19 protein-coding genes and 1 pseudogene are annotated in these 18,591 nt (G+C 44.8%); 14 read left to right on the top strand and 6 right to left on the bottom strand.

Annotated elements, in window-relative coordinates:
- The first annotated feature begins 25 nt into the window (after window positions 1-25).
- A complete protein-coding gene (locus ACFPFU_RS24630) occupies window positions 26-1,564 on the top strand; it encodes an FG-GAP-like repeat-containing protein (protein ID WP_377069230.1) in 1,539 nt (512 codons plus the stop codon).
- Window positions 1,565-1,572: 8 nt separating this feature from the next.
- Here ACFPFU_RS24630 and ACFPFU_RS24635 read toward each other — a convergent pair whose 3' ends face one another.
- Window positions 1,573-1,965: a DUF302 domain-containing protein gene (locus ACFPFU_RS24635; protein ID WP_377069232.1), complete on the bottom strand. Its 393-nt coding sequence runs from the start codon at window positions 1,963-1,965 to the stop codon at window positions 1,573-1,575.
- 97 nt (window positions 1,966-2,062) lie between these two features.
- A complete protein-coding gene (locus ACFPFU_RS24640) occupies window positions 2,063-3,316 on the bottom strand; it encodes a serpin family protein (protein ID WP_377069234.1) in 1,254 nt (417 codons plus the stop codon).
- Between the two features lie 208 nt (window positions 3,317-3,524).
- Here ACFPFU_RS24640 and ACFPFU_RS24645 point away from each other — a divergent pair, with 208 nt between their 5' ends.
- From ACFPFU_RS24645 to ACFPFU_RS24660, 4 genes are all read left to right on the top strand, one after another.
- Window positions 3,525-3,989 (top strand): VOC family protein, encoded by a 465-nt coding sequence (locus tag ACFPFU_RS24645; RefSeq protein WP_377069236.1) that lies wholly within the window; start codon window positions 3,525-3,527, stop codon window positions 3,987-3,989.
- Between the two features lie 224 nt (window positions 3,990-4,213).
- Window positions 4,214-4,648 (top strand): DoxX family protein, encoded by a 435-nt coding sequence (locus ACFPFU_RS24650; RefSeq protein ID WP_377069238.1) that lies wholly within the window; start codon window positions 4,214-4,216, stop codon window positions 4,646-4,648.
- An 85-nt stretch (window positions 4,649-4,733) separates the two neighbouring features.
- On the top strand, window positions 4,734-5,468 hold the full coding sequence (locus ACFPFU_RS24655) for a DUF72 domain-containing protein (RefSeq protein WP_377069240.1): 735 nt from the start codon (window positions 4,734-4,736) through the stop codon (window positions 5,466-5,468).
- Between the two features lie 145 nt (window positions 5,469-5,613).
- Window positions 5,614-8,019, top strand: coding sequence for an ABC transporter permease (locus ACFPFU_RS24660; protein WP_377069242.1), 2,406 nt, complete (start codon window positions 5,614-5,616; stop codon window positions 8,017-8,019).
- 467 nt (window positions 8,020-8,486) lie between these two features.
- On the opposite strand, the gene ACFPFU_RS24665 is transcribed toward ACFPFU_RS24660, so the two are convergent.
- Window positions 8,487-9,059: a dihydrofolate reductase family protein gene (locus tag ACFPFU_RS24665; protein WP_377069244.1), complete on the bottom strand. Its 573-nt coding sequence runs from the start codon at window positions 9,057-9,059 to the stop codon at window positions 8,487-8,489.
- Between the two features lie 201 nt (window positions 9,060-9,260).
- On the opposite strand from ACFPFU_RS24665, the gene ACFPFU_RS24670 reads away from it, so the two are divergent.
- The 8 genes and pseudogenes from ACFPFU_RS24670 to ACFPFU_RS24705 all read left to right on the top strand — a co-directional run bounded on the left by ACFPFU_RS24670 (window position 9,261) and on the right by ACFPFU_RS24705 (window position 15,860).
- Window positions 9,261-10,193 carry an AraC family transcriptional regulator gene (locus tag ACFPFU_RS24670; RefSeq protein WP_377069246.1) on the top strand — a complete coding sequence of 311 codons (933 nt, stop codon included), beginning with the start codon at window positions 9,261-9,263 and terminating at the stop codon, window positions 10,191-10,193.
- A 145-nt stretch (window positions 10,194-10,338) separates the two neighbouring features.
- On the top strand, window positions 10,339-10,749 hold the full coding sequence (locus ACFPFU_RS24675; protein WP_377069248.1) for an Rrf2 family transcriptional regulator: 411 nt from the start codon (window positions 10,339-10,341) through the stop codon (window positions 10,747-10,749).
- Window positions 10,750-10,808: 59 nt separating this feature from the next.
- Complete coding sequence (locus tag ACFPFU_RS24680; RefSeq protein ID WP_377069250.1) at window positions 10,809-11,465, top strand: NAD(P)-dependent oxidoreductase; 657 nt, start codon at window positions 10,809-10,811, stop codon at window positions 11,463-11,465.
- A gap of 230 nt (window positions 11,466-11,695) precedes the next feature.
- Window positions 11,696-12,364 (top strand): annotated as a pseudogene (locus ACFPFU_RS24685) (alpha/beta fold hydrolase); the annotation flags it as partial.
- A gap of 153 nt (window positions 12,365-12,517) precedes the next feature.
- Entirely contained in the window at window positions 12,518-12,979 is a 462-nt protein-coding gene (locus ACFPFU_RS24690; RefSeq protein ID WP_377069252.1) for a carboxymuconolactone decarboxylase family protein, read from the top strand.
- Between the two features lie 116 nt (window positions 12,980-13,095).
- Window positions 13,096-14,046, top strand: a complete 951-nt coding sequence (locus tag ACFPFU_RS24695; RefSeq protein WP_377069254.1) for a helix-turn-helix domain-containing protein — start codon at window positions 13,096-13,098, stop codon at window positions 14,044-14,046.
- Window positions 14,047-14,285: 239 nt separating this feature from the next.
- Window positions 14,286-14,924: a hypothetical protein gene (locus ACFPFU_RS24700; RefSeq protein WP_377069256.1), complete on the top strand. Its 639-nt coding sequence runs from the start codon at window positions 14,286-14,288 to the stop codon at window positions 14,922-14,924.
- 270 nt (window positions 14,925-15,194) lie between these two features.
- Window positions 15,195-15,860, top strand: a complete 666-nt coding sequence (locus tag ACFPFU_RS24705; protein ID WP_377069258.1) for a plasmid pRiA4b ORF-3 family protein — start codon at window positions 15,195-15,197, stop codon at window positions 15,858-15,860.
- A gap of 106 nt (window positions 15,861-15,966) precedes the next feature.
- On the opposite strand, the gene ACFPFU_RS24710 is transcribed toward ACFPFU_RS24705, so the two are convergent.
- From ACFPFU_RS24710 to ACFPFU_RS24720, 3 genes are all read right to left on the bottom strand, one after another.
- Window positions 15,967-16,632, bottom strand: a complete 666-nt coding sequence (locus ACFPFU_RS24710; RefSeq protein WP_377069260.1) for a ClpP family protease — start codon at window positions 16,630-16,632, stop codon at window positions 15,967-15,969.
- A gap of 75 nt (window positions 16,633-16,707) precedes the next feature.
- Window positions 16,708-16,983: a hypothetical protein gene (locus ACFPFU_RS24715; protein WP_377069262.1), complete on the bottom strand. Its 276-nt coding sequence runs from the start codon at window positions 16,981-16,983 to the stop codon at window positions 16,708-16,710.
- Window positions 16,964-17,506: an RNA polymerase sigma factor gene (locus ACFPFU_RS24720; RefSeq protein WP_377069264.1), complete on the bottom strand. Its 543-nt coding sequence runs from the start codon at window positions 17,504-17,506 to the stop codon at window positions 16,964-16,966. Before ACFPFU_RS24720 ends, ACFPFU_RS24715 begins: the two co-directional genes overlap by 20 nt.
- 387 nt (window positions 17,507-17,893) lie before the next feature.
- Here ACFPFU_RS24720 and ACFPFU_RS24725 point away from each other — a divergent pair, with 387 nt between their 5' ends.
- Window positions 17,894-18,529: an ATP-binding cassette domain-containing protein gene (locus ACFPFU_RS24725; protein ID WP_377069266.1), complete on the top strand. Its 636-nt coding sequence runs from the start codon at window positions 17,894-17,896 to the stop codon at window positions 18,527-18,529.
- Window positions 18,530-18,591 lie beyond the last annotated feature (62 nt).

The raw sequence follows: 18,591 nt of genomic DNA on the forward strand, positions 1-18,591 counted from the left end.
GTTAACGGCCTTTAGGGTTTGAGCTATGCTGAGAAGGGGGAATGTATTATTGTTTTCTGTGGCGGCTTTTGTTATTCTGGCAGCCGTGTTTATAGCGAAGCCCGGTGTTTCCCTGCATAATCGAGCAGAATCCCACAAAAAAGATATATCCGGTGAGCTGGCATGGTCACTGTACTTGCCTCACCTGGGAACCTTTTCTTCGCCCCGGGTGGCAGATCTCAATGGTGATGGGGTAGGAGACATCATTGTGGGTATGGGAAGGCTGGAGTTTCAGGCCACTGATACTGCGGTGGTAGCCTTGGATGGAAAGCTCGGTACCATTCTCTGGAGCCTACCGGCCAGTGATCATATTTTCGGTTCCGCACTGCTGATGGATATTGATGGGGACGGGGTTCAGGATGTAGTCATTGGTGGCCGGTCAGCCAACCTGTTTGCCGTCAACGGAAAAACGGGGGAATTGATTTGGGAGTTTGCCAAAGAGCACTTGCGGCCATTGATACAGAAAAAATACTTTAACTTTTACAATCCTCAACTCATTCCTGACCAAACCGGGGATGGTTTGGCCGATATTCTGGTTTCCAACGGAGGAGATGTATTGAAGGTGCCTTATGATGAGGACCGGCCTGTGGGGCACCTGATGACGATCGATGCTTCCAACGGCCATATCATAGGAGAAGCTCCCATGCCAGACGGCAAAGAGACTTACCATTCCATAGCGCTTTCTCCCGGCGATAAAGTGGAAGAGATCGAAGTGGTGTTCGGAACAGGAGGGGAGACTGTTGGGGGGAGTTTGTATGTATGCGGTCTCAGAGAAGTATTGAAAGGCGATTTATCCAAGGCCATCAAATTGGCTGAAAGTCCTCATAAAGGTTTTATCGCCCCTGTGGCCTGGGTAGACATCTTGGGTGACGGGCGCTACAGCATCATAGCATGCGGTGTGGAAGGTACGGTATATGCTTTTGAAGGAAAGACCAAAAAACAGCTTTGGAAGTATCAGGTTCAGGGAACTGAAATGTATGCTTCAGTAGGGGTGGGTAACTTTTTTAAAGGAGGGCCTTTGGATTTTTTTATCACGGCCAACAAAGGGTTTTGGCCATTCTTTTCCCAGTCGACACACATCCTGGTAGAAGGCCACAAAGGCCGGGTGCGGTTTGAAGAAACTTTTGGAGAGTTTCAAACCAGTTCGCCATTGGCATATGATGTGAACCATGACGGGTTGGATGAGGTCATTATGAGTGTAAACCTTGAAGGGAAAGAGGCAGAAAGGAAAGTCTTTACCAATTCAATTTGGGTGGTGGATTTTGCCAATAAACAAAAGTACGAACTGATCCCGCCTTTACCCGGTCATAACAATTCTTCCACTCCCTGGGTGGGAGATTTGGATAATGACGGCTATTTGGATGTGGTTTTTTGTCACAGCGACAATCTTTACCATACCTACGCTTTTGATGGCATGCAGATCAATATGGTGAAAACCAACATCCCCATACGGCAACCCGTCAAATGGGGCGCCTATATGGGGAGCAGGTATGATGGCCGGTACGGAACCTGGCCTATGGAATAATAGTTGGATTACTGGATTTGATCTACTACTCTTCTGAGTTTTTCACCGATTTCTTTTGCCAATGGAACGATTGCATCATTGCCTACTGGTACCATGGCGGCCTCTGGGTTTATGGCGGAGACTTCCATATTTCCATCCTCCATCTCCCTGATGGTTACATTGCAGGGCAACATAGCACTCATGTTAGGATCTATGCTCAGTACCTTGTCGGCGAAACCTGGATTACAGGCTCCCAGAATCAGCATAGGTTTATAGTCCTTGTCCAGCTTTTTCTTCATGGTGGCCTGTATGTCAATTTCCGTCAGTATGCCAAAACCTTCTGTCTGAAGGGCAGCGGTGACTTTATCCTTTAATTGGGAAAAAGACTGTGGGGTAAGTGTTTTACTGATGTGATATGTCATTGCTTCGGAATTTGGTGTACGAACAAATTTATAGCATCTCCACAGCAATCATTGTGACAAATGACACACAGTTTCCATGACGGATTTGGAAAGCCATTTACTCAAGGAGTTGGGGATTGCCCAGTTTACCCATAAACAGGATGGCACCGCTGTGGTTTTCCTGTATAAAGAAAACAAAAGGCTTATCCAGAACAAAAGGACGAGGGGTGTGCGGGCCAGCCGAAACGAGGCCCACTTCCACAGCGGTAGCAGCCGCGGCCTCGGTGCCTTTTTCGTCTACTTCGATGATGGCATCATGGATGACCCTGCTGATATACATCGGTTCTGTGGGGTGATCAAAGAGTTTTGTGAAGTTTTCCGGATCAGGAGCAAATGGTTTTTTCAGCCCCATGTCAATAAGATCTTCCTTCATATTGTCCATTTTATAACTCATTTTGAACTTGGGCATTTTAAGAATAAAGTTGGCTTCCTGGGCATTCTCCCGCCATTTCTCCAGGTCCTCAAAAGTAAAACCGGCCACCAACTCGTCTAGATTATGGGATTCAGCAGTGATGATGCCCATATTGTATTGTCCGGTGCTGTAAGGAATCTCGAGGTACTGCAAATCACCTTCACTGTAATGCCTGAAAGCGGAGGCCCCCTCCATTTGCATCATATCAACTTGCACCTGCTGGGAAGGACTGACATGAAAAGGTGCTTTTTGTGTTTTCGAAGCTTGAAAACGGTATTTCCAGTCCCCCTTGAAATATATGGCATTGACCAGGTACATCACAGCATTCGCGGGAATTTGGTCTATCAAATCTTTGATGAGGCCGTGAGTTTTGGCCTCTACCCATTGGTTGATGATATTGGGAGACTGTGGATTGAGCATATCCAGCCCTGCCACTTCAGCTTGATAATAGTTGGTCACAGATTCCTTGAAGGCAGGATGAACCTCAAATTCCTGTTTGTACCAGATGGCATTTGCAATGGACATCTTAACTTTTGGGTCGACATCAAGCAAGAACTGCGTGAGTTCTTTTGCCGCTTTGTTGGCCTCTTCCAAACTCATGCCCTCATAACGAAGCAGGGCCACAAACTCATCCAACACCTCTCCTTCATTCCCGTTCATGGCCATAGACAATGCCTGATGAATGCTGTAGGGGCTATAAAACTGATTGGGATGACCGGCTTCCTGCAGTTGATGAAAAAGGTCGATAGCAAATTGGGAACTGCTGAATACCATTTCTTTTTCATAGGCCTGTAAAGTCCTGAGATTGGGGGTGATGTTTTCGTCCTGAGCGCCTCCCCAATCACAGGAAACCAGGTAAAAGGAGACGGATACCAGAATTAAATTATACCACTTTTTCATGAGTTATAGTTATTTGGGTTAATACTGCCCTCTATACGTGGCTTGGTTTGATTTTGCTACAGGGAATCGGGAAATTTTCGGCAGATGTCATAATTGCCCCACTAAATTGTCGCATTTTCACCATATGCAGTCAGCATGAAATATTTTATTTTAGTTAAGTGATTTTTTGAAATAACGATGTGTACCCACTAAATTTATCTTGACAGCTATGACCATAAAAATCTACTCGTATTTGAATTTTGCAGGAAATGCGGAAGAAGCGTTTAATTTCTATAAATCCGTCTTTGGAGGGGAATTCGACAGTGTCGTGCGCTTTAAAGACATGCCCATGGAAGGAACTGACCAATTGTCCGACGACGAATTGAACAAAATCATGCATATTGGGTTGCCCATTGGAGAAGATAGCCTCCTTATGGCCAGCGATGTACTTGAGTCTATGGGGCAAAAAATTAAAATGGGAAACAATTTCTATATCTACGTGTCCGCTCCCACCAGACAGGAAACGGAAAGGCTGTACAAAGGTTTATCTGTCAACGGCAGTATAGAAATGCCTTTGACCAAGGTGCCTTGGGGGACTTATTTTGGTATGTTTGAGGACCATTTTGGCATCAAATGGATGGTGAGCTATGATTATTGTCCTGAACTTGGTTGGGGAGAAGCTATCCCGACCTGAGGAGGGGGACGTTTTTATTGTTTTAAGGTGGTTGTCATTGTTGTCGTGGTGGGGGAGTGGAATTTGGTTGTGTCTAAGCTATCCCGATTTGGGTGTGGGACAAGTTGTGACCATTGAAAAGAAAATATAATCATATGAAATCGAGCATGACGAGATCGTCACGCAGTGGGATGATTACAATAGGCTTGGTTCCATATGACCGCTAAAAAACAAATTATAAACACATGAAACCATTGATGGATTGGCTATTCAATACCCGCAGTGCCGATAAGACGGGGGATTGGGGATTGTTGGCTTTGCGGCTGCTTTTTGGCCTTCCGCTCAGCATACGGCATGGTTGGCCCACTTTGATAGATTGGTGGAGAGGAAAAATCAGCTATCCCGATCCTTTGGGGTTGGGGGAAAATCTGACCATGCTGGTGATGGGCAGCGTTGAAGCCATCTGTCCAGTTTTTGTGATTATGGGTCTTTTTACGCGGGTTGTCGCTTTTTTTGTGGCTTTTGGTTTTGTTGTCGCCGTATTGATTGCCCATGCATCGGATCCATTTGGTGTCAGGGAATTGGCCTATATGTACATGTCGGGGTTTCTCGCTGTGTTTTTATTGGGACCGGGGAAGTTTTCAGCAGATAATTATTTGAGTAAGAGCTCAGGAAGATAAACGCTCTCTTTTCCGGCCTACCGGAAGTCTGGCATTTTTTCTGTGATAGACCCCGGTAACCATAGTATTCCGGTAGGTTTCATAGATGGGCACAAAGAACAAAACACATATCGGTACTTCCGGGTGGCATTATAAGCACTGGATAGGCACTTTTTATCCAGAGGATACGAAAGAGAAGGATCAGTTGGCCTATTACGTGAAACACTTCAACACTGTTGAAATCAATAATCCTTTTTATCGGATTCCTTCCCCAAAAACCTTTGAAAAATGGAAGGAATCAGTTCCTGCGGATTTCCTGTTTTCCGTTAAGGGTAACCGACACTTCACCCATCTGAAGAAATTGAACGCGGATCAGAAGGTAATGGACCGTTTTTTTTCAAACGTGGATAAATTGGGAAAGAAAACCGGCCCTGTTCTTTTTCAACTGCCTCCCGGCTGGAACATCAATACCGGGCGGCTGCAGTCATTTCTTAAAAGACTTCCCTCCGGGCATCGCTATACCTTTGAATTCCGGAACGAAACCTGGTACGATGAGGAGGTTTATGAGGTGCTGACGAAATACAACTGCGCTTTTTGTATCTATGAACTTGGCGGACACCATTCTCCCCTGCAGGTCACAGCGGATTTTGTGTATATCCGCTTACATGGGCCTGGAGGGAAGTACCAGGGCAGTTACTCTGAAGCAAAGCTTAAAGAATGGGCCGACCGCTGTCGGGAATGGCAGAAGGAAAGTAAAGAGGTCTATGTTTATTTTGACAACGACCAATCGGGTTACGCGGCATTTAATGCGAAGGATCTGAAGGAAATGGTGGAAAAATGACCGCAGACGGACAAAATTGTTCGATAAGTGAATAAAAATTGGAAAGGAAACGGCTTTTCCGGGGGAATCCAGGTCTTTTAGGGATGGCGTAAAATTGGGGAGAGGAGTAAGCCCATCGTGATCCTCAATCCAAATGTGAAATAGTATGTGGAAAAACTACTTCAAAATTGCCTGGAGAAATATTCTGAAAAATAAAGTAAGGACAGCCATCCATATTTTGGGATTGGCCATCGGAATAGCTGTTTGTTTTGTTGTTTTTAATGTCATTTCTTATTCCTATAGTTTTGATACTTTTCATCCCAGGAAGGACGACATATTCAGGGTGACCACTACCACCCGCTATTGGGACCAGTCCTGGGTCAACACCGGTGTACCGTTTCCATTAAGTGAAGTGATAGCGGAGGAACTAACGGGGATAGAGGATATAACGCATTTTTATACACTATATGGCACGATGGTACTGGTGCCTTCCCAGGAAATGAACATGGGGAGGACGGATAAGGTAACGTTTGCCGATCCCGGCTTCTTCCGGATATTCCAAAGGGAATGGCTGGCGGGCAATCCTGAAATAGCGCTGGAACATCCCCATTCTGTGGTGCTGACCGAGAGCAGCCTGGCGAAATATTTCCCCGATTCGGATGCCGGAGAGGTGCTAGGAAAGGAAATACTATATGTCTATCGTGACAGCATTGCCGTTCGTGTCACAGGAGTGGTAAGGGATTATTCCGAAAGGACGGATTTTACTTTTACTGATTTTATTTCCAAAAGCACGCTTGCCACACTTGAAAGCAAGGATAGCTTCAATATGGACAACTGGCAATCCGTCAATTCCGCTTCACAGCTTTTCCTGTTGCTGGAAGATAAAAGACCCAAAGGAGACATGGCCGTCGGTCTCGCGCATATTGTAGAGAAATACATAGAATTTGAGGAAGGAAGGAGTACTGAATTTTTCATACAGCCGCTATCAGAACTTCATTTCGGCTCTACTTACTCCAACACCGGAGCCAATAAAACTTTCTTGAAAGGGATTTTGATCATAGGGATGATTATTCTCCTGATCGCCTGCATGAACTTTATCAATCTGGAAACAGCCCAGGCAATCAACAGATCCAAAGAGGTGGGTATCCGTAAAACGTTGGGAAGCAATAAAAAACAATTGGTAACGCAGTTTCTGGTGGAGACCTTTGTGTTGATATGGATAGCTATCGTATGCTCTCTGTTAATGTGTGAATTGATTGAGCACTACTTTGAGGATTATCTACCCAAAGAGATGGCGGTTAACTACCTTTCTTTGGAGAACATGTGTTTTCTGGTAGTCCTGAGTTTATTTTTGACTTTTGTACCGGGGTTTTATCCGGCGGCGATCCTTGGTAACTACCAGCCGGTCAGGGCGATGAAACAGGAAAATGTTGTTGTAAGAGGGGGCTTCGGAATATTCTTAAGAAAAAATCTAACGGTGCTCCAGTTTACACTTTCTATCGCCTTTATCATTTCCGTATTGGTCATTCACCGTCAAATACAGTTTCTTTCTAACCAGGAACTGGGTTTCAATAGGGAAGTTGTGCTCTACGCGCAAACACCTTATAAGGATCCGATGAAGCGCAATCTAAATTTGAAGGCGCAATTGGAGCAACAGGCTTTTGTAAAAGCAGTCAGTCTGAGCAATGAAACCATCGCTGCTTCGGGTTTATGGACCTCATCGATCGAATATGGGGGTGAGAACGAAAAGCAAGAGTATGAAGCCCAGATTAAATTGATTGACAAGGATTATTTAGAGGTCAACGGTGTGAGACTGCTTGCCGGAAGAAATATCCGGGATGTGTCCGGTGAGACATTGGTAAACCTGGCATTGGTTGAAAAACTTGGCTTTAAAAATCCCGATGAAATCATAGGGGAAATTCTGGATTATGATGAGGATAGACTGACAGTAGTAGGAGTGACAAGTAATTTTCATGCCAGGCCGCTTCGTGAGCATATCCGGCCACTCATCATGTACTATGATCCGGAGTTGCTTCCTATCGTCAATGTGAAGCTGGAGCCGGGTACTGACGTTGCGGAAGCCAAAGCCACCCTTGGCGCCTTGCTCAAACGTAATTATCCAGATGAAAGCAATGAGTTTGCTTTTCTGGATACAGTTATCGAAAGGTTTTACAATGAAGACAGGAAGTTACAGGGGATTTTTGGTTTCGCTTCGGGTATGGCCGTCTTGATCAGTTGCATGGGACTTTTTGGGCTTTCATCTTTTACCATTTCCAGGAGAATAAAGGAACTGAGTATCCGAAAGGTACTGGGGGCTTCGGTAACACAGATACTGCAATTGGTCTCCAGGGAATATATGGCTCTAATGGCTGTTGCTTTCCTACTGGGCAGCATTCCCGCCTGGCTGTTTCTAGATAACTGGTTGCTATCATTTTCTTTTAAAATAGATATGCCATGGGGCTTATTTGTGCTGGCCGGTTTAGTGGCATTGACCCTTTGTCTGCTTATTGTAGGGCTACACTCACTAAAAGCGGCACGAAAAAATCCGGCTGAGATACTGAAGAACGAGTAAGATGCTACCATGTTTGGCTTTTTCTCGGACCATTGAGGCATCAAGTATTGAAGTCCGCAGATCATCAACAATATCTTTTTCCACATTTACCGCTTAAGGCGGGCCGGATGTCAGCAATCTTATTGGAACGGCAGACTTCAATTTTTTTATTGGCGCATGGGCATAAACCGAAACATGCGAGCTTTTCCCGAAGTAAGTTCCCCGAAACCAGTTCGAGGCTGGTTGGGTTAAGCTATCCCGATCTGACGTGCGCGACAAGTTATGGCCATTGAAAAACAAATTATAAACAAATGAACCGAAGGAGATAATTGACAATCAGATATCGTCTGGAAAACCTCCTTTTGGTTTCATCAGGAAGGCTGGAAGTTATGGATCATTTTTTAGTTTCGCATGTGGGGAGGATTGGATCAGGGACATAAGGTTCTTTGAATTTTCATCTTTTACGATTTCGATGAATATTAAATGGATTATGCGGCAGATACCTCCGTGTCTTTCGGATGATAATACAATAAAGTCATTCCGGATCTAAAAGCCTTTGATTGGACCAGGTTCAGGTTGATGCGTTCCCTGATGTCCCTGAAGAGGGGTAAGCCGCCCCCCAACACCACCGGATGGAGCCCGATTTGGTACTCATCTATAAGGTTAAGGTTGATGAAACTGGTGATCAGACCCGCTCCCCCGAAAAGCCATATGTCTTTGCCATCTCCTTGCTTTATTTGTTGGACTTGGGCCGCTATCTGATCCCTGACCAGACTGTCGTTAGCTTTTGCTTCCTGCAGCGTGGTGGAAAACACATACTTTTTCATTTGGCCGACTTTCTCATAAAAAGCCTTTTCACTTTCATCACCGTCGGAACCTGGTACGTAATTTCCGAACAGTTCATAGCTTTTTCTGCCGTAAAGTATGGTGTCCACATTGCTGATAAAGCGGTTCAGTTCATCCGCTACTTCGTCATCAAAAATACACCAGTCAATTTCCCCATGGGGTCCTTCAATAAAGCCGTCCAATGATACGGCAAGGTTAAGAATTACTTTTCTCATTTTCTATGGTGATAATGGTTGATATGCGCCAAATGTCTATGCGATATTTTCAATACGGGAAATTGATTCAAACCGTCTCAATTCACTGCCAAAAATAAGGGTTATTTCCGACTTGTTTTTCGATTTCATCACTTGAACCATTCGCGGATCCCCACTGTTTACTAAAGCACCTAAAAAGCATCCACCCTAAAATAATCTTTTATGGCCTCTGTGATACAGTTTCAGCACATAGATGATTTTGTACAAAAGCTAAAGTTAGGTATAAGGCCCAAGCAATCCGGTTTTTTTGTCCTAAAGTATGAACAGATTCCCTATGAATGCTTTGAGGATTTAGAAGCCTATCGGCAAAACTACTTTGAGATCACTTTGGATGTTAGCCAGGCCTGTAATATTCAGGTGGACCGTTTTGAGCTCCCTTCGCAGGAAAACCGGCTGACCTTGGTGAGTCCGCACAGGTTGCAGAAAATATTGTCCCAAGCCATTTCCCTGCATAATTGCAAGGGTTACAGCCTGTTTTTCAGCCCCCAGTTTTTGGGGACCGCTCCGGGTAACCATGAATTTTCCAGGGATTATCCCTTTTTTGATCACCTGAATTTTCCTGCAATCATACTGGAGAGACATGAAATGGCCGAACTGTACGATTTGGCAGGAAAAATTTATTATGAATACGAGCAAGCGGGTGAATGGAGCGCAGACATCATCAAAAGCTACCTGAATATTCTATTGCTGAAGGCAAAACAAAAATACCCCATTGCCAGTCCCAAAGCTCCCATTGATAGGAATCAAGAGATTTACAACACTTTTTCGCATTTGGTTCGTGATCAGTTCAGGGAACACTATACGGTTAGGGATTATGCCGGCATGATGCATATCAGCCCAAAACATCTGTCCGAAACCATCAAAAAAGTAAGTGGCAAAAGCGCCCTCCAGGTTATTCATACCAATCGTTTACACTACGCGCAGGCACTTTTACAGTCCACGCATAAAACGGTAGCGGAGATTGCATACGAGCTTAATTTCGAAAGCCCCGATTATTTTTCCGCATTTTTCAAGAGACTGGCAGGGAGAAGCCCGGTCCGGTTCCGTTTGGAGAAAACAAATAATACTTCGGAAAGGCCGTTGGCCACATATTAATCCAAGAAAGACTCATTTTAAAAGCGTCCTTCCTGATGGGGACTGGGTGCAGTAAGGAAAATAACGGCAGTAAATTTTTTTCCAAATCGCTTGCCTATACCAAATGCTTCTTTCATCTTTGTACTGTAATCAAAAATATTACAGTATGAGCAATGCCCGGTTTGCTGTTTCTCTTCACATCCTGACCCTGTTAAAGCGTTTTGAAGGGGAAGTATTGTCTTCCGCTTTTATTGCCGGCAGTATCAATATCAACCCCGCAACGGTCAGAAAAGAAATTGGCAATCTCAAAAAACAAGGCTTGGTGACAAGCAAGGAAGGGAAAGAAGGAGGGACTATACTGGCCAAACCGGCCCAGGCCATCTTGTTGTCGGAGATTTACCGGGCGGTAAAGCAGACACCCTTGCTTGGAAAAAACAAAAACGAGCCCAACCCCCTTTGCGACGTAGGCAGGCAAATCAACCATCATCTGGATGATTTGTACAAAGATGTAGAAGAGTATCTGGAAAGGCGGTTGGAAAAATTGACCCTGGCCGATTTTGTCAGGAAGTTCGATTAATTTTTTTGACCAAAACTGTAATAAAAAATATTACAATAAAATAAACTTAAACAAACACCATGATGAAAATTGCAGTAATCGGGGCCACCGGATTTGTAGGCCCGCATCTTGTTCGGGAAGCCCTGGAAAGGGGGCATGAAGTGACCGCTATCGTCAGAGACCCATCCAAGGTAAAATTGGATCATCCCCAACTTGATGTGGTACAAGGGGATATATTGGATGCGGCGGATACCAGCCGTTTATTGGAGGGACATGAAGCTGTACTCAGTGCGTACAATCCCGGTTGGGAAAACCCCAGACTTTATGAAGAATATCTGGAAGGGGCAATGGCCCTCCAAAGGGCAGCCAAAAAAGCAGGTGTGAAAAGGCTGTTGGTGATAGGGGGGGCAGGCAGCCTGGAAATAGCACCGGGGGTACAATTGGTGGATACGCCTGAGTTCCCTTCTGCCTGGAAAGCAGGTGCCACTGCTGCAAGGGACTATTTGAACATCCTGAAAAAGGAGACCGAATTGGAATGGACATTTCTTTCTCCGGCCATTGAAATGCATGCAGGTATCACGACAGGCAGGACGGGAAAATACAGGCAGGGTACTGACCAGCCGGTGTTTGATGACAAGGGAGTTAGTAGGATTTCTGCCGAAGACCTTGTTGTGGCCCTCTTGGATGAGTTGGAGAATGGTGCGTTCATCAATCGTCGTTTTACGGTAGCTTATTGACTATAGGTATGAAAACCAGCGAGTTGCCGACATCAACGAAGGGGAGGGTATTTTATAAGTCCATACGGATAGATGGGTTGGATATATTTTACAGGGAGGCGGGGGATTCCCGCCGACCCACCCTTTTGCTCCTGCATGGGTTTCCCTCTTCTTCCCATATGTATAGGGATCTAATCTTGGACCTGTCGGATAAATATCATCTTGTAGCGCCCGATTAACCCGGTTTTGGCTACAGTGCGATGCCGGACCGGACAGTCTATCCATATACCTTTGATCAGCTTTCTGCTGTCATGGAGAAGTTTACAGATGCGCTTTCATTAGGATCATTTCACCTTTATATGCAAGATTACGGAGCGCCTGTAGGTTATAGGATAGCGGCCAGAAGACCTGGGCTGATCAAGTCCCTGATCATCCAAAATGCCAATGCCTATTTGGAAGGTCTCGGTCCTGCCACAGAAGCAGGGCAACAGTTTTGGGCAGACCGGAACAGGGAAACAGAAACAGCAATGAGGGAGTTACTGACGCTGGAAGGTACAAAATCCCAATACCTTGAAGGTGCAGGTGACCGTTCCCGTATCAGCCCTGATGCCTGGCATCTGGATCAATATTTTTTGGAAAGACCCGGAAACAAGGACATCCAACTTGATTTGTTGTATGATTACCGCAACAACCTGGAATGTTATCCTGAGTGGCAGGCTTATTTAAGGATGCACCAGCCGCCGGCATTGATCGTGTGGGGGAAAAATGACCCTTTGTTTACCGAAGCGGGAGCACGGGCTTATCTAAAGGATCTTCCGGAAGCGGAGTTCCACCTCTTTGATACCGGTCATTTTGCTTTGGAGGAATGTCACAGGGAGATCGGCGCCCTGATGGATATTTTTTTACAAAAACATAGTTGATGCGGTCACGTTTTCGTTGCTTACGGTGTCCCCTGTTTTAAACGGACAATTGATATGACCAATTACCAACCTGTCTTTTTAAAAAAATGTAAGTAGGCGTCACGTAAAGGTTGGGTATTTTGTCTTAGAGGTAAATAAACTTAAACCTATAAGATGATGACAGAAAGAATTTCATTCGTGGAGCTGGACTCCAAATTGTTTGACGGGATGAACAGGACAGAAATGTACCTGAAAAAGTCGGGACTTGATCTCAAACTGCTTGAATTGATAAAATACCGGGTATCCCAGATCAACGGTTGTGCATTTTGTCTGGATATGCACCATAAGGAGGCGATTCATATGGGAGAAAGTGAATTGAGGCTCCACAGCCTTGCTGCCTGGAAAGAATGCCCTTTTTACGATGAAAAGGAAAGAGCAGCCTTGGCGTTTGCGGAGACCTTGACACTCGCAGCCCGTCAAGAGGCTGGTGATGAAGTGTTTGATGAACTTGCACGTCATTTCTCCAAACAGGAAATCGCTTCGCTGACCTTGGCGGTCACCCAAATCAATGCCTGGAACAGGATCAACAAGGCATTCGGAACCATTCCCGGAGCGTATCAGGTAGGTCAGTATTGACAATGATTCACCCAGGCCCCTTACTGACGGAGGAAAGGGGCCTGGGTCCAACAGGCAACTTAACGCGGGAAAGCGACTGCCAGATAGTATTTTTTTGTAAAAAATCGTATTTTTAAATGGATCCAACGGGGTGGGTGATGACAACAAATGACTTTAGGGTATCCGGACTCAACCGAATTTTCAAAGAGGAGGACTTACTGGAAATTGGACAAAACCACGTACGCGTACTTGGTATACTGAGTTATTTTGCCACTTCATTGTTTGACAAGAGCAGCACGGAGGAAGTGTTATGGGATATTACGGAAAACTGCATAAGTCAACTGGGGTTAGAAGACTGTGTGGTTTACCTGTTGGATAAAAAACAGGAGAAGCTTATCCAAAAAGCCACTTTCGGCAACAAAAATCTGGGAAAGCGAAGCATATACAACCCTATAGTGATTCCTTATGGAAAGGGAATTGTCGGTACTGTGGCGATGACCGGAAAACCTTTGAAAATCGGCGATGTTCGCCTGGACAAGCGCTATATATTGGATGACATGCAGCGACAATCCGAACTGGCCGTTCCCATTTTTCTTGATGGAAAGGTCATCGGGGTGATTGACTCGGAGCATTCAGAAACCGCATTTTATACCGACCATCACCTGTATCTTTTTGAGCTGATCGCAGAGTTGACCGCCAAAAAACTCCGTCACATTTTAAACAGAAACAAAACTCCTTTTACCAATGACAATGTCTACTACAGGCAGTTTTTGCATCTCATTGGGGAGGAGAAGCTATACAGGGACGAACAGCTTTCTTTGAACGATGTGGCAAACAGGCTTCATATCAGTGCCAATTATCTTTCCCAACTCGTCAACGTCTTGGGAAAAACCAGCTTTCCTGAACTTATCAATCGATTCAGGATAGAAGAGGCAGCGCGTTGTTTGCGCCACCGTGATTTTGCCCATTATACCGTAGAAAGCATAGGGTATGAAGTGGGGTTTCGCTCCAGGTCTTCTTTTTATTCTGCATTTAGGAAACAAACAGGGATGTCCCCCGCACAGTGGAGAAAAACATCATCTTCATAAGGCCAAAAGCTTGGATGAGGATATAATCAAAAAGTGCTCCCCGGTACTACATTTTAAAAAAAAATGACAAAAGATGACTGGTTTCAAGTCGATTTGATACACAAATATGTCCTGATTTGTTGAAACCCAAAGAATCAGGATGTTTTTTTAATGGATTTATTTTTGATTTAAATATTGAAAATGTCTCTCTTTCTTGGATATAACATCATAAAAAATTGAGACCATAAATCATCATGACCATGAGAATCAATTTTTACCATGTCCTGGTTTTGCTTTTAAGTCTTGGCATATTCTCCTGTGTGGGAGAAGAAGGCCCTATGGGCTTGCCAGGGGAACAGGGGTTACAGGGCGAGCAGGGACCTCAAGGCCCTCCAGGCGAACAAGGAGCGGCCGGTCCCCAGGGTGAACAAGGCGAACAGGGTCCCCAAGGTCCGCCTGGAGAGACCGGTCCCCAGGGACCGCAAGGCCCAGCAGGAGAGGATGGGAATGCCAATGTCGTGTTGTATGAGTTCGGTGAACAGGTATTTACCAATTCACTGAACCTGCAGCTGACCATTTCCAGGGAACAGGTGGATTCAAGCTTGATGCTGGTATATTACAATCCCCTGTCAGAGGCCCTGACAGCCTGGTACCAGATGCCTGGCATGGGACCGGGGGGCAGTTATCATACCCGGTATTTTATCTTTCAGAGTAATGATTCACCGAGCGTTTACACCTTGGGCATAAGAACTGTCAACGCCAACGGTTCTGCATATGGAATAGCGGTCACCTACAGGAAAATCAAGGTGTTGTTCGCTGAGGCCTCCTTAATCATCAACGCAAAAGTTGACTGGGGAGACTATGAAGCCGTAAAGTCATATTTTGAGCTGGAAGATTAGTGTGCCCGCGTTCGGGGAAATGACACCGGCCGGTATATCTATTCGACCAATTGTTACAGATAGGTCCGTCAGTTGTGGGATTTTTTAAATATTATTCTTTTTTACTTTTTGGGAAAATTAATCAGTGTAGATAGATTTTTATCCTGGTCAGTTTTATAATGCTAGGGATACGGACTAATGGGCTGTGGAAACACAGCCCATTTTTTTCTCTATCGGTAAAACTTTGTTTTTATGTAGTAAATTGAAAGCCAAACAAGGACAACCCCTATTATGACACAGATTGCCAAATTATATGGATCGCCTATAAAAATCAATGTGAAGCTGGAGGATATGCCCCATAATGTTTTCAGAAGGCTTCTGTTGCCTGAAAATACCAACATGATGCAGTTACATGCAGTAATCCAACTTGCGATGGGTTGGGAGTTTTCCCATCTTTTTCAGTTTAGTGACAAGAAATATAAAGGAAATATCATCGCATCATATGGCCAGGATGATGGTTTTGGGGATTTTATGGAGAATGAAAAAGAGGCCCATTTGGTAAGTTTGAAAAAGGATTTTTTGGAAAAAGGGGAAAGGAAGCCATTTTGGTATTGGTATGATTTTGGGGATGATTGGTGGCATAAAATTACCTTCTTAAAACCAAGCAAAAAAGACCTCGAGTTATACAGTGCCGCTCCTGTCTGTGTAGAAGCCCATGGAAAATGCCCTCCGGAGGATGTGGGTGGGCCATGGGGCTATTCGGCTTTTTGTGAGGCCATCAATGACAAAAAACATCCGGAATACAAGGAATACAGGGAATGGTTGGGTTTGAATTTGAAAGCGAAATATGATTTTGAAACTGTTGATACTGAAGCGATCAACCAGGATCTTGAATCTTATTTTTTCTCCAGGTATTGGAAGAGGAACACAAAAAAATCTTTTTCCGAGGGCTGGTGACCCGTGAACGGTTTTGGTTTAGGGTCAATTTGTTGGGTAAGGTGTTTCCCTGAAAGATTGAAGTGGATGATATACAGCAGAAGGGCTGGAAAAAATACTGCATGGCTTAATTGACACTTCCTCCGAATAAAGTAACCTGTGCTTCTGAATCTTTTAGCATCACCACATCATGGGTGTTGCCAAGAATTTCATCCACAAATCCCAATTCCTTGGCCTCCGGGGCAGTCATGAATTTATCCCGCAGGAATATGGCTTCTACCTCCTTCCAGGAATGCCCCGTGTTATTGCCGATCAACTGGAAAAGCTGTACCTGTAGGCGTTCCTGTTCCCGCGTGGCGATACGTACGTCTTCCGTATACCCCTTGGCTCCGCCACTAGCCGGATGCATATGGATGGTGGCATGAGGAAGCGCCACCCTTTTTCCTTTCTCCCCTGAGGTCAAAAGGGCTGTAGACATGCTTCCCGTAAATCCTACCGCCACGGTAGAAACCGGAGCGGAAATCATTTGGATGGTGTCGTAAATGGCCAAGCCGGCGTAGACACTGCCTCCGGGGCTTTGAATATACAAGTCAATTGTCTTGTGCGGGTCCTGGCTATTGAGAAACAGTAGTTGAGCCACGACCAGATTGGCTACCTGGTCATCTATAGGTGTACCCAAAAAGATAATGCGTTCTTTTAGCAGAAGACTGTAAATGTCATACACCCGTCCCCCATGTTCATGGTTATCAATTACCATGGGCACTACCTGGGAATGTATCGTGGTATTTGTCATAGCGGGGTCAGATTTTTAATGAAAATTATTTCCTTCGTCTCCGGAGGTTAACAATAACGGTATCCTTCTATGAGTTTACAGGTTGAGACCAAATATACGACGGATTCGTTCCATGAATTTTGGATGATTGCCCGAATGAAATACTTCATTTTCCACCGCCTTTATTTCCTCACGAAGCTGCCTTCGGCCATATTTTTGGATGAGTTCGTAGGAGGCTTTCTGGGCAGCCAGATCAATACGCAGATCGTGGCTGAGAAGCAAACGGGCATTCATGACCAGCCTGTCTTGAGGGGAACCGCTCTTCAATAAGTGGGTTTCCAACGCTTTTATTTCAAGCAATGAAGTCCTCATAATGCAATGTTTTTTCTTTTACCTTGTCTCTGACTTTTTCCAGGCACTTGTATTTCTGGACCGTCGCCGATCGCGTGGTGGCATAGCCAAACGAAGCAGACAGTTCTTCCATACTCAGGTGGTCGTAGTAAAAAGCTTTTAACATTTCCATGCACTTTTTTCCGGACGCTTCCAGCAACTCAACGATTTTGTTGCCCAATCCATGGTTTGCTTCGTCCTGGCTTATTAAATCCTCATGATCCTCGAGTTCCTGAAAATGACTGATTTCATGCCGTCTGTTGAACCAAAGGTGCTTGGCAATACCAAACAGGTAGGCTTTTTCACTCTTCTTTAAAACAAAACCGGGAGAGACTGCCTTTTCATAGAAAATGACCAGACTATCCTGAAAGATATCTTTGGCATCCTCTAAGGTGCCGCCGTTTTTTTTGACATATCCGGCTACTGAGGGGAATGATTGCCGGTACATGTCAAGAAAAAAACTTTCCCGGCTTTTTGGGTTTTTTAGCTTGTCTTTCAGTTTCATGGCATTAACCGTTGGGTCTTTAGGATATGTGTGGAATTTAACTGAAACATCACTCTCTTAATTAATTTTTTTAAGATTTTTTTTCGTTTTAAAATAACCTGCCTAAATTTACAACATTATGAAGTTTTGTATTTTTCTATAATCTATTTGCCTTATTCCTTTTAAGGTACGGCTCCTTGAGATACCAACTATACAGGGAGGTTTGACTTCATATATACCCACCATTCAATCAATTATTTACTGATTAACAAGCTTTAGTGGCATCCCTTGGAGGGCACTTTGGCTTTAAACATCTTGAAATCATGAAAATTTTAGTTTCTGTTTCCGCCCTTGCAATAAGTCTGTTGCATGTCTTCAAAATGATTTTTCAACCAAAAGAAACAAATCATGTCGCTCATCGCCGAAAAACTTACTTATACCACTGCTGCTGGCAGCACCTTATTCGATGACCTGGATTTTTCCCTGGAAAAGGGGGTGACGGTGGGGATCACCGGGAAAAATGGCATGGGGAAATCCCTCCTGCTACAGATACTCGCCGGGAAACTGCTGCCCTCATCCGGTCAGGTCCACCGGAAGGGGAGCTTATGGCATGTTCCCCAGCACTTCGGGCAGTTTGACAGGCTCGCCGTGGAAAAGGCGTTGGAGATCAATGGAATCTTGAAATCTTTGGAAGCCATCGCCCATGGCTCTATGGATCCCCGTCATTACAATCGATGTGAGGGCAATTGGGATATTTTGGAACGCTGCGAACAGTCATGGGAAAAGTGGGGTTTGATGTTGAATGACCCGAAACGTCCTTTTTCCAGTCTCAGCGGTGGACAGAAAACCCGGTTGTTGTTATCCGGAACGGATATCCACCAGCCTGATTGGCTGCTCCTTGACGAACCCTCCAACCATCTGGACAGGGAGGGAAGGAGTTTACTGTTGGAAATATTAAACCATGTCGGCCGCGGCACGCCAGACTGTCTAAAAACCCTGTTCTGTAGGAGATTAAATTTCACACTTTTTCTATGGGATATATAGGGTAATTTTTGTAAATTCTACCATGAAATTCATACAAGGCACCGACCGCACACAGCTTGCCC

The sequence above is a fragment of the Negadavirga shengliensis genome, from assembly GCF_042652345.1.
Taxonomy (GTDB): Bacteria; Bacteroidota; Bacteroidia; order Cytophagales; family Cyclobacteriaceae; genus Negadavirga; species Negadavirga shengliensis.